This window comes from Jiangella rhizosphaerae, from assembly GCF_003579925.1.
GTDB classification, from domain to species: domain Bacteria; phylum Actinomycetota; class Actinomycetes; order Jiangellales; family Jiangellaceae; genus Jiangella; species Jiangella rhizosphaerae.
The window spans coordinates 1-12,836 of the sequence record NZ_QUAL01000401.1; the positions used below are offsets into that span (position 1 = coordinate 1).

Here is a 12,836-nt window from a genome sequence, read left to right on the forward strand (position 1 = left end):
ACGACTTCCCACCCGCGACCTGCCAACAACCAGCAGCTTGACATAGAAGCGTCAACGGGCGAGGGCGGTCGGTGGGCGGCCGGGGTCAGGCCCGTTCGGATCGTTCGCGAATGGGCATTGATCCGACCATGGTGGTGCACGTGGGGACATCGGGCTGGCAGTACGACTCCTGGCGCGGCGTGCTCTATCCGCCGAAGCTCGCGCAACGGCGCTGGCTGGAGCGGTTCGTCGAGGTGTTCGCGACGGTCGAGAACAACAGCGCGTTCTACCGGCTGCCGCGGCGCGAGACGTTCGAGTCGTGGCGCGAGCGGCTGCCGCCGGACTTCGTCATGGCGGTGAAGACCAGCCGGTTCCTGACGCACATCAAGCGGCTGCGCGAGCCGGAGGAGCCGGTGCGCCGGTTCCTCGACGTCGCCGCCGGGCTGGGCGACCGGCTCGGGCCGGTGCTGATCCAGCTGCCGCCGAACCTGCGGGCCGAGCCGGACCGGCTGGACCGCTGCCTGTCGCTGTTCCCGCGCGACGTGCGGGTGGCCGTGGAGCCGCGGCACGAGTCGTGGTGGACCGACGAGGTCCGCTCGGTGCTGGAGCGGCACGGTGCGGCGCTGTGCTGGGCCGACCGGCTGGGCCGGCCGGTCACGCCGCTGTGGCGCACGGCCGGCTGGGGCTACCTGCGCATGCACGAAGGTGCGGCCCACCCGTGGCCGAAGTACGGCGGCCAGGCGCTGCGTACGTGGGCCGAGCGGCTGGCCGGCACGTGGGCCGACGACCAGGACGTGTTCGTCTACTTCAACAACGACCCCGACGGCGCGGCCGTGCGCGACGCCGTCCGGTTCGCCGGCGTGATCCGCCGATCCGGCCGGTCGGTGACCCACACGCCGTCGTCGGCCGACATCGTCCACGCGTGACCGCTACGCTGCCGCCGTGTGCCCGAGACGTGAAGAGTGGTGATGGAGCCGGGTCCGGTGCTGCGCGTCGCGACGTTCAACATCCGCAACGGGCGGGCCCTCGACTGGCTGAACTCGTGGTGGTTCCGGCGCGGTGCGACGGCGGCGGCCATCGGCGCGCTGGGCGCGCACGTGCTGGCGCTGCAGGAGGTGTACGAGTTCCAGCGCCGGTACCTCGCCCGCCGCCTGCCCGGCCTGCAGTGGTGCACGCAGGGCCGCGACGGCGGCACGTCGGGCGAGCAGTGCCCGGTCGCCGTCGGCGGCGGGTTCGTCAGGGTCCTCGAGCACCGCACCCGCTGGTACGGCGACACGCCGGACGTCCCGGGCACCCGGCTGCCGGACGCGTCGTTCCCGCGGGTCGCGACCCTGCTCCGGTGCCGCGACCAGCGGACGGCGCGCGAGTTCACCGTCGTCAACACGCATCTGGACGAGCGGCACGCGGCCAATCGCGCGGCCGCCGTGCGGCAGCTGGCCGGCTGGCTGGACCCGTCCGTCCCCGCGGTCGTCCTGGGCGACTTCAACGCCGTCGCCGGCGACCGCGCCGTCATGGGACCGCTGCTGGAGCTGGGGTTCCGGTTCGCGCCGGTGACCGGCGGGACGGTGCACCGCTTCACCGGGGCGGCCGACGGGCGGCGCATCGACCACATCCTGGCCGGCCCGCAGTGGACGATCGAGGACGCGGAGGTCGTGCGGGTGCGGCCGGGCGGGCGGCTGCCGTCGGACCACTGGCCGGTGCGGGCCACGCTGCGGCTCTGAGCCCGCCCTACTGGCAGCTGCGGCAGGTGCCGGACAGTGCGATGTGCGGCGGGTCGAGCTGGAAGTCGCTCTCGTCGGCCAGCCGCCGCTTGATCGGGTCGAGCAGGTCGCTGGGGAGGTCGATGATGCGCCCGCAGACCCGGCAGCTGGCGTGCAGGTGGTCGTCGTGGCCCGTGGCCTGCGCGGCCAGGTGGTAGGTGGTGGCGCTGCCGCCGACGTGCACCTGGGTGACGACGCCGAGCGTGGCCAGCGTCTCGAGCGTGCGGTAGACGGTGGCGCGGTGCACCGTCGGGTGCAGCTGGCGGACCTGCTCGGACAGCTGCTCGGCGCTGGGGTGGCCGTCGACGGTCGCGAGTGCCTCGATCACCGCGTGCCGGGCGCCGGTGATGCGGTGCCCGCGGGCGCGCAGGCGGTCCAGCGCGCGCTCGACGGCGGCGACGTCGTCGTGCGAATGGCCGTGACGGGCGCTGACATCGACATTCACCCCACTAGTGTCACGGCTGGGATCGGGAATCGCCACTCCCGGCGACGGCGTCAGCCGGACCGCTGCGCGATGAGCCGCTCGACGCCGTCGAGGATGAGCCGCAGGCCGAAGTCGCGGCCGTAGTCGGGCGGCGGCGCGGCGTCGCCGTCGAGCATGGACCGCAGCGTCGGGAACCGGTCGGCGTGCTCGCGCAGCAGCGCCGCCTGATGGCGGTTGACCCACGGCTGGGTGCCCGCGGTCGACACCGACATGGTGGCGCGGATGTGCCCGCCGAGCATCCGGGCCAGGCTCATCCGCTCCGGGACGGTCAGCCCGGTCTGGGCGATGACGGCCGCGGAGAGCTCCGTCCAGCCGGTCTCGTTGGGTCCCATGACGCGGTCGCCCATGGTGACCCACGGCAGCCAGGGATGGGCCTCCCAGGTCGTCGCGAGCAGCCGGACCCACGCCTCGATGCGGGTCCGCCAGTTCGTCCCGGGCAGCTCCTCCAGCGTGGGAGGTTCGCCGACGGCGAGGTCGATCATGGCCGCGACCAGCTCGTCCTTGCCGGTGACGTACCGGTAGAGCGACATCTTGGTGAAGTCGAGGTCGGCGGCGACCCGCTGCATCGAGACCGCCGCGATGCCCTCCGCGTCGGCGATGTCGACCGCGGCCTGGGCGATGCGCTCGAGGCTGAGCACCGGCTTCGGGCCGCGGGTGGGTCCCTCTCGCAGCCCCCAGAGCAGCTGGATCGTGCCGTCCGCCGTCGTGTCCGCGTCTGTCACCACTGTGCCCTCACCTTCGCTTGGTGAGAACTCTACCAAAATTGAGTCTTGCGGAAACAGTATCTGTAGGACACAGTTGTCCTCAGCCGGAAACAGTTGACCGGCGGACACAGATCAGGAAGGCGACTGACATGCCCCGCAAGCTCTTCGTCAACGTCCGCACGACCGACCTCCCGCGGGCGACCGGCTTCTACACGGCGCTCGGCTTCACGCTCCAGGAGGACTTCTCCAACGAGCAGGCCGCCTGCGTCGCCGTCACCGACTCGATCTACGTCATGGCCCTGACCGAGGGCTTCTTCGCCGAGTCGGTCTCCAACGGCGTCTCCACCTCCGGGACCCAAGCGATCCTCGCGGTCCAGGTCGACAGCCGCGAGGAGGTCGACGAGCTCGCCGACAAGGCGCTGGCCGCCGGCGGCCAGAAGGCCAAGGACCCGTTCGACGAGGGCTTCATGTACGGCCGCAGCTTCCTCGACCCCGACGGTCACCACTGGGAGCTGGTCTGGATGGACCCCGACGCCTCCTGAGCAGTGCGCGGATCCGCCCCCTCCGAGGGGCGATGAATTCGAACGACTTTGTCGGTCGGTATCGGCACAATCAATCGCGGAGGATCACGATGACTGACACGCAGGCCGCAGCCACCGGTCGTCCGGTGCCGCGTGCCCTCACGCCGTTCCGCACCCCGGCCTACCGCCGCCTGGCGGTGGCTCTGGTGTTCTCCACGTTCGCCAGCGGCGTCTGGATCGTCGCGCAGGTGTGGGAGGTCATCCGCCTCGGCGGCGGCCCCGCCCAGCTCTCGGTCGTCTCGACGGCGTCGGCTCTCGGCGTCCTGCTGCCGGCCCTGCTCGCCGGCGTCGTCGCCGACCGCGTCCCGCAGAAGACCATCCTGCTGTCCGTCGCGGGCATCGAGCTCGGCGGCATGGCGCTGGTGGCGACGCTCTCGCTCACCGACGTCACCCGGCTGTGGCACCTGGCCGTCGTCGCGTTCCTGACCGGCGTCGGCATGGCGTTCTACTACCCGGCCTACTCCGCCTGGCTGCCGGCGCTGGTGCCCGAGTCCGACCTCATGGCGGTCAACGGCTTCGAGGGCATGGTCCGGCCCACCATCGGCCAGGCGCTCGGCCCGGCAGTGGCGGGTGCGGTCGTCGGCATGGCCAACCCCGGCTCCGCCGTGCTGGTCGCGGCCGGCGCGGCGGCGCTCGGCCTGCTGGCGCTGACCACGGTCCCGAAGACGCCGGTCCGCCGCGAACTGCCCGCCGAGGCCGTCGCGCACCCCGTCCGCACGGCGCTCGGCGACATGCGCGAGGGGCTGGCGTACATGTGGCGCACGCCGTGGCTGCTCGCCACGCTGCTGTTCGCCAGCCTGATGATCCTGGTGCTCATGGGCCCGCTCGAGGTCCTGACGCCGTTCATCATCAAAGACCGCCTCGGCGGCGGCCCCGACGACCACGCGTGGGTGCTCGGCGCGTTCGGCATCGGCGGCGCCGTCGGCTCGCTGATCATGGCCTCCATGCGCATGCCGCGCCGCTACCTCAGCTGGATGAACCTCCTCTGGGGCCTCGGCTGCCTGCCCATGGTGGTCATCGGCTTCGCCGGTTCGGTGTGGGTGGTCATCGGGTCGGCGTTCGTGCTCGGGGCGATGTTCTCCGCACCCATGGTCATCTGGGGAACGCTGCTGCAGCGACGGGTGCCGCCGGCGCTGCTGGGCCGGGTCGCCAGCCTCGACTTCTTCGTGTCGATCTCGCTGATGCCGGTGTCCATGGCGCTGGCCGGCCCGGTGTCGCAGCTCATCGGCCTGCGTCCGACGTTCGTCATCGCCGGCGTGGTCCCGGCCGTCGTCGCCGTCGTGGCCATCGTCTGGGCCAAGCTGCCCGCCGACGAGCTCGCCCACCCGCTGCGCGACGAGCCCGAAACCGGCCCCGACGCCGGTGACGGCCTGGCGGCAGCCGCCGTCGCCGGGCCCGAGCTGGAGCGCATCGAGCCCGTCCCCGACCCCGCCTGACACCGTACGGTCCGCCTCCGGCCCCGACCCCGCCTGACACCGTACGTTCCGCGTCCGGCCCCGACCCTCTCGCGAGGTCGGGGCCGGACGCTTCTCGTGCGCATGCCTCTGCCGCGCCTGCTCCCCGACGCACCACCACTCCCCGTTGATCTTGGAGTTCTTCGGGTATCTATCGGACATTTCACCCGGCAATTGCCGAACAACTCCAAGATCAACGGGGAGTGAGGTCAGCGGGGAGTGAGGTCTGCGGGGAATGAGGTCACCGGGGCGGGGCGGGCTCACCTCTCGCCGGCGCTGGGTGGGAGCAGGGCGTGGATCAGGGTGTCGCCGATCCACCGCTCGTACTCCTCGTGCGTCCAGCCGCACGCCAGCACGAATGCGTCGTAGTTGGCCTGCGCGCAGACCGTCCAGATGATGTCGGCGGCCCGGTCGGCCGACACGTCCGGCCTCAGCGCGCCGCGCGACTCCAGCAGCCCGGCGAACCGGCGCAGCCCCGCGTGCCGGAAGTCGGCCTGCTGGATGCGCAGCGCCTGCAGGGCGTCGTCGGTCGCGGCGGCCGCGTCCAGCACGCGCAGCAGCGGCCCGACCCGGCTCCAGATGCCCGGCTGCGTCGCCGCGTAGGCGCGCAGCTGCCGGCGTGGGTCGGGCTCCTCGATGATCCGCCGGATCGCCGGCCGCTGTTCCACCGGGACGTCGGAGCGTTCGACGCCGCCGGCGACCGCGGCCAGGACGGCGGCCTCGAGCAGGCCGGCCTTGCCCGCGGCCGAGCGGTACACCGTCTCGACCGCGACCCCCGCCTCGGCCGCGATGCGGGGGATCGTCGCCCGCGCGTACCCCAGCTCGACGAAGACGCGGCCGGCCGCCTCGACGATGCGGGTCCGGGTCTCGGCGGCGCGGGCCCGGCGGCTCGTCGAGTCGTACCGGCGCTTGGGTCTTGTCATCTCCGACATTGAAGAGAATGATACTGTCACGAATATAGCCGAACCGGCCGACACGCCGGTGACGGGACGGGGGCGACGTCATGACCACCACCGACATCACACAGAGCGCCCGCCGCGTGCTCGAGGAGATCTTCCCGGCCGACGACGAAGCCGCCCTGGCCGAGCTGATCAGCGACGACTTCGTCAACCACGAGGCGCCGCCCGGCACTCCGCCGGGGCTCGGCAGCGTCGCCTTCTACATGCATCTGCTCGCCAACGCCTTCGCCGACCAGAAGTGGACGGTGCACCACGCGTTCGCCGACGGCGACACCGTCGTGATCCACTGCACCCACAGCGGCCGGCACGTCGGCGACTACTTCGGCATCCCGCCCAGCGGCCGGTCGTTCAGCTACCGGCAGATGCACCTGATCCGCTTCGCCGGCGGCAAGGGCGTCGAGCACTGGGCCGTGCGCGACGACGCTGGCCTCATGCGTCAGCTGACCGCGTCACCCGAGGTGGGGCCGGCCTGACACCTCACCCGGCGGCGGCGCCGCGAGCGAGGCTCTGCGTCAGCGCCGCCGCCGGGTCGATGAGGTTGACCGGGTTGCGGTGCGCGCCGACCAGAGCGCCGTTGCGCACGTGCGGATTTCCCTCGTCGACGTCGCCGACGATGCAGGTGACGTTGTCGCGGCCGCCGGCCGCCAGCGCGGCGTCGACGAGCCGCTGTGCCGCGGTCGTCGGCGAGCCATCGTCCAGCAGTTCGGCGATCAGGTCGTCGGGCACGACATCGGTCAGGCCGTCGCTGCAGAGCAGCACTCGGTCGCCGGACTCGAGCGCGACGCGGGCGATGGAGACGACCGGCGCGCTGTCGGCGGCGATCGACCGGACGACGACCGAGCGGTAGGGGTGGGTGGAGACGTCCTGACGGGTGATGCGGCCGGCGTCGATCAGGTCCTGGACGAACGTGTCGTCGCGGGTGAGCTGCTGAAGAACCGGCCCGCGTAGCAGGTAGCCGCGCGAGTCGCCGACGTGTGCGAGCGTGAATCCCTCGCCGTCGGCCAGCAGCGCCGTCAACGTCGTCGCCATGCCCGCCCGGGCCGGATCGCGCCGCACGCCGTCGCTCAGGTGCGCGAACGCGTACCCGACGGCGTCGCTGAGCAGCGCGACGGGGTCCTGCCGCTCGCGCGACTCGAGGACGAACAACGCGATGACGTGCGCGACGCTCGCCGACGCGACCTCGCCCGCCGCGTTGCCGCCGACGCCGTCGGCCACCAGCAGCAGGCCGGCGCTCGCGTACCCGGAGTCCTCGTTGTTCTGACGCACGAGGCCGCGGTCGGACGTCGCGGCAGGGCGGAATCGGAGCATGGCCACCTCGTCCTCTCGCCGGATCGTTCCCCCACCCTCCGCCGACAAGGCGCCCGCGCGCAACCGCGCCGGGTCATTGACACGATTCAAGCCGAGCTCTACGCTCGCCGCAATGTCGAACACCATTCGACATTGCCGAACAAACTAGCGGCCGGTCCACGGCCGGAAACGGAATCGACGATGACCGACAACGACGTCGCACGGCCGGCGGCCGCCGGCGCACGCCCGGAGCCGCGGACCGCCATCCAGGCGATCGACCGCACCGTCGCTCTGCTCGACGTCGTCGCCGGCGCCGGCTCGCACGGCATCGCGCTGCGCGACCTCGCTGAGCAGGTCGGGCTCCCGGCGTCGACCGCGCGGACACTGCTGGCGTCCCTGGTGGCGCACGGCCTCGTCGCCCAGCACGTGAGCAGCCGGCACTATCTGCTGGGATCGCGGTTCTTCGAGCTCAACCGCCGGTTCGTGCTGCAGACCGACCTGTCCGCAGCGGCCGCGCCGGTGCTGCGCCGGCTCTGGGAGCGCACCCAGGAGACGGTGCACCTGGCGGTGTTCCACGGCTACCGCCGGGTCGACATCGCCGTCATCGTCAGCCCGCAGCTGCTCACCATCGACCCGACGACGGCCCGGTTCGTCGACGCCTCGGCCACCCCGCCGTACCGCACCGCAGCCGGCAAGGTGCTGTTCGCCGGGCTGTCGCGGCCGGAGCGGCTGACCATGCTGCGGTCGGCGCCCTGGCGGGACGACACCCCGCCGGACGAGGGCGACCTCATGGACGCCATGGACGACGTCGCCCGGCGCGGGTTCGCGACCAACCTCGAGGAGGAGGCGCCCGGCGTCTGCGGCGTCGCGGCTCCGGTGCGCGACCACACCGGGCGCACCATCGCGGCCATCTGCGTCGGCTATCCGTCCGTCCGGCACACCGACGCCCACGCCGCCTCGCTGCGTGACGACGTCGTCGATGCCGCCGCCGAGCTGTCGCTGATGCTCGGCGCCGATCCGGGGGAGGCGAGCGCATGACGCCGTACTACGACGTCGTCGTCGCGGGCGGCGGGACGGCGGGCGGGCCGGCGGCGACGCAGGCGGCCCGGCTCGGTGCCCGCACGCTGCTGGTCGAGAAGAACGGCGCGCTGGGCGGCACCACGACGGTGGCGGGGGTGTCCCTGCCGGGCCTGTTCCACGCGTGGGGCCAGCAGGTGATCGCCGGCATCGGCTGGGAGGCCGTGACGCGGTCGGTGCATGAGGCCGGCCTCCGGCTGCCCGACTTCTCCCGCTGGGACCTGCCGCATCACCGGCTGCAGGTCCGGGTGTCGCCGGCCGTGCTGGCGGCGGTCCTGGACGATACGGTGGTCGGCTCGGGGGCGGAGCTCCTGCTGCACGCCATCGTGGCCGAGGCGTCGTGGGACGGCTCCGAGTGGCGGCTGACGCTGGCCACCAAGGACGGGCTGCACCGCATCCGGGCCGGCGCCGTGGTCGACTGCACCGGCGACGCGGACGTCGTCGCGCTCGCCGGGCTGACCCGCACCACTCGTGCGCGCCGCCAGCCCGGCACGATCATGGTCCGGCTGGGCGGCTACGACCTCGCCGCCATCGACGTCGACGCGGTGCAGGCCGCGCACGACGACGCGGTGCGGCGCGGAGACCTGCTGCCGGCCGACCTCGCGCACAACCCGGTCGCGAAGTTCCTCCGGGTGCGCGGCGAGAACGCGATCCACGTCACCGGCGTGCAGGGCGGCACCAGCCGCGACAAGACCGACGCCGAGGTCGCGGGTCGCCGCACCCTCCTGCGTATCCTGCGGTTCCTGCGGCGGCAACCAGGCCTGGAGCAGGTCGTCATCGAGTCGTGGGCGGTCGAGACCGGCATCCGCGAGAGCTGGACCATCGACGGCCACGCCACCATCACGCTCGACGACTACGCCGGCGGCCGTGCCTGGCCCGACGCGCTCAGCTACAGCTTCTACCCCATCGACGTCCACCGGCCGGACGGCGACGGCATCGACATCCGGCCGCTCGCCTACGGCACCCTGCCCACCATCCCACGCGCGGCGATGATCCCACGCGGATCGTCCCGGCTGGTCGTCGCCGGTCGCGCCATCAGCGGCGACCAGGAGGCGTCGTCCGCGTACCGGGTGCAGGCGTCGTCCATGGCCATGGGCCAGTCCGCCGGGGTGATGGCGGCACGTGCCGTGGACCGGGGCACCGACGTCCTGGACCTGCCGCTCGACCTCATCCGCGACGACCTGCGCGCCCACGGGGCGATCCTGCCCGGCGACGTCGTCGTCCCACCCCTGCCGACCAAGGAGACCTCATGACCATCGACGCCGCTCGGTCCCGTCCCGCCCGTGTCCTGATCCAGCGGGCCGCTCTGGGCACCGCCCTCGCCGTGACGCTCGGCGCCTGCGGGTTCGTCAACTCCGGCGACGACTCGACAGAAGAGGGCGGGTCGGGCGGCAGCCTCACCGCGTACGTCAACACCGAGCAGAACACCGGCCTCGCGCCGCTGATCGAGGCCTACGAGGAGGAGACCGGCGCCACCGTCGACATCTCCTCGGCCACCACCGACGAGCTGAACCAGCAGCTGCGGGTCCAGCTCACGTCCGGGACAGCGGCGGACCTCATCCGGGTCTCGCCGGGGAACTCCAGCCCCGTCGCGGTCGGCGTGCTGGGCCGCGAGGGCGAGCTGACCGACCTGTCCGACGCGTCGTGGACCGATGAGCTGTCCGACGACACCCGCGCGCTCGCGGAGGTCGACGGCCAGGTGCTGGCCTTCCCGGTGAGCCGGAACGCCATCGTGATGGCCTACAACCGGCAGGTGTTCGAGGACGCCGGCCTCGAGGTGCCGACCACCTGGTCGGAGTTCCTCGACGCCTGCGCGGCGCTGGACGCGGCCGGCATCACGCCGATCGCGGCCCCGTTCCAGGGCGGCATCTACTTCCAGTTCTGGGTGTACGCCCTGGCCGGGACGCTGGTCTACGCCGAGAACCCGGACATCGACGAGCAGATGGCCGCCGGTGAGACGACGTTTGCCGAGAACGCGGAGTGGGGCCAGGTGTTCGCCCGCATCGCCGAGCTCCGCGACGCGGGCTACCTCTCCGACGGCATGCTCGGCATCCCGGCCGACCAGGGGCTGCAGTCGGTCGCGACCGGCGAGGCGGCGATGGTGCTGATGGTCTCCGCCGGGCTGCCGCAGCTGCACGGCTATGCCGAGGGCGGCGCCGACGCGTTCGGCGTCTTCGCGCTGCCGGCCAACGACGACCCGGAGGCGACGCTCGTCCCCGTGGCGCCGGACTTCCTGGCCGTCAACGCGGCCGCCGACCCCGAGGCCGCGCTGGAGTTCCTCGACTTCCTCGCGCAGCCGGAGAACGTCGCGGCCTACGCCAACGAGATGGGCGTGCTACCCGGCCTGGCCACCGAGGTCGAGCTGGACAGCGACGTGCTGGGGCCGATCGAGCCGCTGCTCGCCGACGGGCGCTCCGTCGCCTACGCCAACTACCTGTGGCCCAACGGCGACGTCCAGCAGACGATGCTGCAGTCCGGTCAGGAGTGGCTGGACGGCGCCCTCGACACCGCGGGCCTGCTCGGCCAGATGGACGCCGAGTACGCCCGGGGCCAGTCGTGACGCTGACCCTCAGCCGGCCGGCGGTGGATGGGGGTCCGCGCGCCACCCGCCGCCGGGCCCGGCGGGCGCGCGTCCCGTACCTGCTGCTGGTGCCGGCGCTGCTGTTCTACGCGTTCGTGGTGCTGTGGCCGACGCTGCAGGGCGCGGGGTACGCGTTCACCGACTGGGCCGGTCGACGCGAGACGCCGGGCTTCGTCGGGCTGGACAACTTCACCGAGCTGTTCTCCGCCCCGGCCGCCCGTTCCGCGCTGCGGAACACGCTGATCATCGCGTTGTCGACCACGATCGTCCAGACGCTGGTGGGCCTGGCGCTCGCCCTGGCGCTGCACTCGGCGCTGGCCAGCCGGAACCTGCTGCGGACCATGTTCTTCGCGCCGGCGCTGCTGCCGCCGGTGATCATCGGGTTCCTCTGGCAGTACATCCTCACCCCGGCCGGCCCGCTCAACGACGCGCTCGGCGCCGTCGGGCTCGGCGGTCTGGCGCAGAACTGGCTCGGCGACTCGTCGGTCGCGCTGGCCAGCGTCATCGCCGTCATCATCTGGCAGAACGCCGGCCTCACGATGGTCATCTACCTCGCCGGCCTCGAAGGCGTGCCGCCCGAGCTGCACGAGGCCGCCACGATGGACGGCGCCGGACGGTGGCAGCGGCTGCGACACGTCACGCTCCCGCTGCTCGTGCCGGCCACCACGATCGCGCTGTCGCTGACGCTCATCGGCAGCCTCAAGCTGTTCGACCAGGTCTACGTCATGACCGGCGGCGGCCCCGGCTACGCGACCGAGACCCTGTCGGTCGTCATGTACAAGGAGGCGTTCGTGTCCGGCCGGTACGGCTACTCCACGGCCATCGCGCTCGTCCTGACGATGATCGTCTTCGCGTTCGCGCTGCTCCAGCTGCGTGGCCTGCGCCGGTTCGAGGTGCAGCAGTGAGCGCCCTGGCGATGCGGCCGGCGGCCGGGCGGCGCCGGTGGACCCTGCCGCGCATCGGTGCCGAGCTCGGCATGCTCGCCGTGGCGGCGATCTTCCTGTTCCCGTTCTACGTCTTCCTCACGGTGGCGCTCAAGACGCCCGCGGAACTGGCCCGCTCGCCGCTGTCGCTCCCGACGGACCCGGCGCTGGCGAACTTCACCGAGGCCTGGCAGCGCGGCGACCTCGGCACGGCGATGGTGAACTCCGTCGTGGTGACGAGCCTGTCGGTGGCCCTGCTGGTGGCCTGCGGCTCGCTGGCGGCGTACGTGCTGGCCCGGCGCGGCACGCGGCTGAGCTACGGGACGTACCTGCTGTTCCTGCTCGGCCTGATGATCCCGCTGCAGCTGGGGATGGTGCCGCTGTACCAGCTGATGCGCGATCTCAACCTGCTGCAGACCTACACGTCGCTGATCATCTTCGAGATCGGGCACCAGCTGCCGCTGTCCGTGTTCCTCTACGCGGGCTTCCTGCGCGCCCTGCCCCGCGACTACGAGGAGGCGGCGCGGGTCGACGGCGCGGGATCGCTGGCGGTGTTCTGGCGCATCGTCTTCCCGCTGCTGCGTCCGGTGACGGGCACCGTGGTCATCCTGTCGGCCATCAACATCTGGAACGACTTCCTGACGCCGCTGCTCTACGTGGGCGGCAGTCCGCAGCAGACGCTGCCGGTCGCGATCTTCGCCTTCCGCGGCGAGTTCGCCAGCCAGTGGCAGGTGATCTTCGCCGGCATGGGCATCGCGATCGTGCCGATCCTCGTCGTCTACTTCCTGCTCCAGAAGTACATCATCAAGGGCTTCGCCAGCGGCATCAAAGGCTGACGCCCGTCATTTGCGCCGCGGTCGCGGCGGAACGGAGGCACGCATGGCAGTCGCAGGCGCCCGCCCGAGCCGGCGGACGGTGATCATCGGTGGGGTCGCCGGCCTGGCCGGCGGTCTGGCCCTCACCCGGCCGGCTCACGCGGACACCGTCGCCGCGCCCGGTGGCGACCCCGGCAGCGGTCCGCTCGCGCGGCTCGCGCCGCTGCCGGCC

General features: G+C 72.4%; 14 protein-coding genes. 10 read left to right on the forward strand and 4 right to left on the reverse strand.

Annotated elements, in window-relative coordinates; all coding sequences use genetic code 11:
- Positions 1-128: 128 nt before the first annotated feature.
- A complete protein-coding gene (locus tag DY240_RS27010) occupies positions 129-905 on the forward strand; it encodes a DUF72 domain-containing protein (RefSeq protein WP_119662766.1) in 777 nt (258 codons plus the stop codon).
- A 42-nt stretch (positions 906-947) separates the two neighbouring features.
- Positions 948-1,700 carry an endonuclease/exonuclease/phosphatase family protein gene (locus DY240_RS27015; RefSeq protein WP_119662767.1) on the forward strand — a complete coding sequence of 251 codons (753 nt, stop codon included), beginning with the start codon at positions 948-950 and terminating at the stop codon, positions 1,698-1,700.
- Between the two features lie 7 nt (positions 1,701-1,707).
- On the opposite strand, the gene DY240_RS27020 is transcribed toward DY240_RS27015, so the two are convergent.
- Both DY240_RS27020 and DY240_RS27025 read right to left on the reverse strand, forming a co-directional pair.
- A complete protein-coding gene (locus DY240_RS27020) occupies positions 1,708-2,184 on the reverse strand; it encodes a Fur family transcriptional regulator (RefSeq protein ID WP_119662768.1) in 477 nt (158 codons plus the stop codon).
- Between the two features lie 50 nt (positions 2,185-2,234).
- Entirely contained in the window at positions 2,235-2,945 is a 711-nt protein-coding gene (locus tag DY240_RS27025) for a TetR/AcrR family transcriptional regulator (protein ID WP_199702565.1), read from the reverse strand.
- A gap of 131 nt (positions 2,946-3,076) precedes the next feature.
- Here DY240_RS27025 and DY240_RS27030 point away from each other — a divergent pair, with 131 nt between their 5' ends.
- A complete protein-coding gene (locus DY240_RS27030) occupies positions 3,077-3,469 on the forward strand; it encodes a VOC family protein (RefSeq protein ID WP_119662770.1) in 393 nt (130 codons plus the stop codon).
- Between the two features lie 89 nt (positions 3,470-3,558).
- Positions 3,559-4,944 carry an MFS transporter gene (locus tag DY240_RS27035; RefSeq protein WP_119662771.1) on the forward strand — a complete coding sequence of 462 codons (1,386 nt, stop codon included), beginning with the start codon at positions 3,559-3,561 and terminating at the stop codon, positions 4,942-4,944.
- A 278-nt stretch (positions 4,945-5,222) separates the two neighbouring features.
- Here the strand turns inward: DY240_RS27035 and DY240_RS27040 are convergent, their stop codons facing one another.
- Positions 5,223-5,885, reverse strand: a complete 663-nt coding sequence (locus tag DY240_RS27040; protein ID WP_158603017.1) for a TetR/AcrR family transcriptional regulator — start codon at positions 5,883-5,885, stop codon at positions 5,223-5,225.
- 80 nt (positions 5,886-5,965) lie between these two features.
- Between DY240_RS27040 and DY240_RS27045 the strand changes: the two genes are divergently transcribed.
- Entirely contained in the window at positions 5,966-6,394 is a 429-nt protein-coding gene (locus tag DY240_RS27045; protein ID WP_119662773.1) for an ester cyclase, read from the forward strand.
- A 4-nt stretch (positions 6,395-6,398) separates the two neighbouring features.
- On the opposite strand, the gene DY240_RS27050 is transcribed toward DY240_RS27045, so the two are convergent.
- Positions 6,399-7,229, reverse strand: a complete 831-nt coding sequence (locus DY240_RS27050) for a PP2C family protein-serine/threonine phosphatase (RefSeq protein ID WP_158603018.1) — start codon at positions 7,227-7,229, stop codon at positions 6,399-6,401.
- 180 nt (positions 7,230-7,409) lie between these two features.
- Here DY240_RS27050 and DY240_RS27055 point away from each other — a divergent pair, with 180 nt between their 5' ends.
- Genes DY240_RS27055 through DY240_RS27075 form a run of 5 tightly spaced genes read left to right on the forward strand, consistent with a single transcriptional unit; the run spans position 7,410 to position 12,625 of the window.
- A complete protein-coding gene (locus DY240_RS27055) occupies positions 7,410-8,246 on the forward strand; it encodes an IclR family transcriptional regulator (protein WP_119662775.1) in 837 nt (278 codons plus the stop codon).
- Positions 8,243-9,538, forward strand: a complete 1,296-nt coding sequence (locus DY240_RS27060) for an FAD-dependent oxidoreductase (RefSeq protein ID WP_119662776.1) — start codon at positions 8,243-8,245, stop codon at positions 9,536-9,538. Before DY240_RS27055 ends, DY240_RS27060 begins: the two co-directional genes overlap by 4 nt.
- On the forward strand, positions 9,535-10,845 hold the full coding sequence (locus DY240_RS27065; protein WP_119662777.1) for an ABC transporter substrate-binding protein: 1,311 nt from the start codon (positions 9,535-9,537) through the stop codon (positions 10,843-10,845). Before DY240_RS27060 ends, DY240_RS27065 begins: the two co-directional genes overlap by 4 nt.
- On the forward strand, positions 10,842-11,771 hold the full coding sequence (locus tag DY240_RS27070) for a carbohydrate ABC transporter permease (RefSeq protein WP_199702568.1): 930 nt from the start codon (positions 10,842-10,844) through the stop codon (positions 11,769-11,771). Before DY240_RS27065 ends, DY240_RS27070 begins: the two co-directional genes overlap by 4 nt.
- 11 nt (positions 11,772-11,782) lie before the next feature.
- Entirely contained in the window at positions 11,783-12,625 is an 843-nt protein-coding gene (locus DY240_RS27075) for a carbohydrate ABC transporter permease (protein WP_119662779.1), read from the forward strand.
- Positions 12,626-12,836 lie beyond the last annotated feature (211 nt).

Coding starts and splice junctions, on each gene's coding strand:
- DY240_RS27035 (WP_119662771.1), top strand. CDS start 3,559: ATGACTGACACGCAGGCCGCAGCCACCGGTCGTCCGGTGCCGCGTGCC.
- DY240_RS27015 (WP_119662767.1), top strand. CDS start 948: ATGGAGCCGGGTCCGGTGCTGCGCGTCGCGACGTTCAACATCCGCAAC.
- DY240_RS27060 (WP_119662776.1), top strand. CDS start 8,243: ATGACGCCGTACTACGACGTCGTCGTCGCGGGCGGCGGGACGGCGGGC.
- DY240_RS27030 (WP_119662770.1), top strand. CDS start 3,077: ATGCCCCGCAAGCTCTTCGTCAACGTCCGCACGACCGACCTCCCGCGG.
- DY240_RS27040 (WP_158603017.1), bottom strand. CDS start 5,885: ATGACAAGACCCAAGCGCCGGTACGACTCGACGAGCCGCCGGGCCCGC.
- DY240_RS27045 (WP_119662773.1), top strand. CDS start 5,966: ATGACCACCACCGACATCACACAGAGCGCCCGCCGCGTGCTCGAGGAG.
- DY240_RS27055 (WP_119662775.1), top strand. CDS start 7,410: ATGACCGACAACGACGTCGCACGGCCGGCGGCCGCCGGCGCACGCCCG.
- DY240_RS27050 (WP_158603018.1), bottom strand. CDS start 7,229: ATGCTCCGATTCCGCCCTGCCGCGACGTCCGACCGCGGCCTCGTGCGT.
- DY240_RS27065 (WP_119662777.1), top strand. CDS start 9,535: ATGACCATCGACGCCGCTCGGTCCCGTCCCGCCCGTGTCCTGATCCAG.
- DY240_RS27010 (WP_119662766.1), top strand. CDS start 129: ATGGTGGTGCACGTGGGGACATCGGGCTGGCAGTACGACTCCTGGCGC.
- DY240_RS27075 (WP_119662779.1), top strand. CDS start 11,783: ATGCGGCCGGCGGCCGGGCGGCGCCGGTGGACCCTGCCGCGCATCGGT.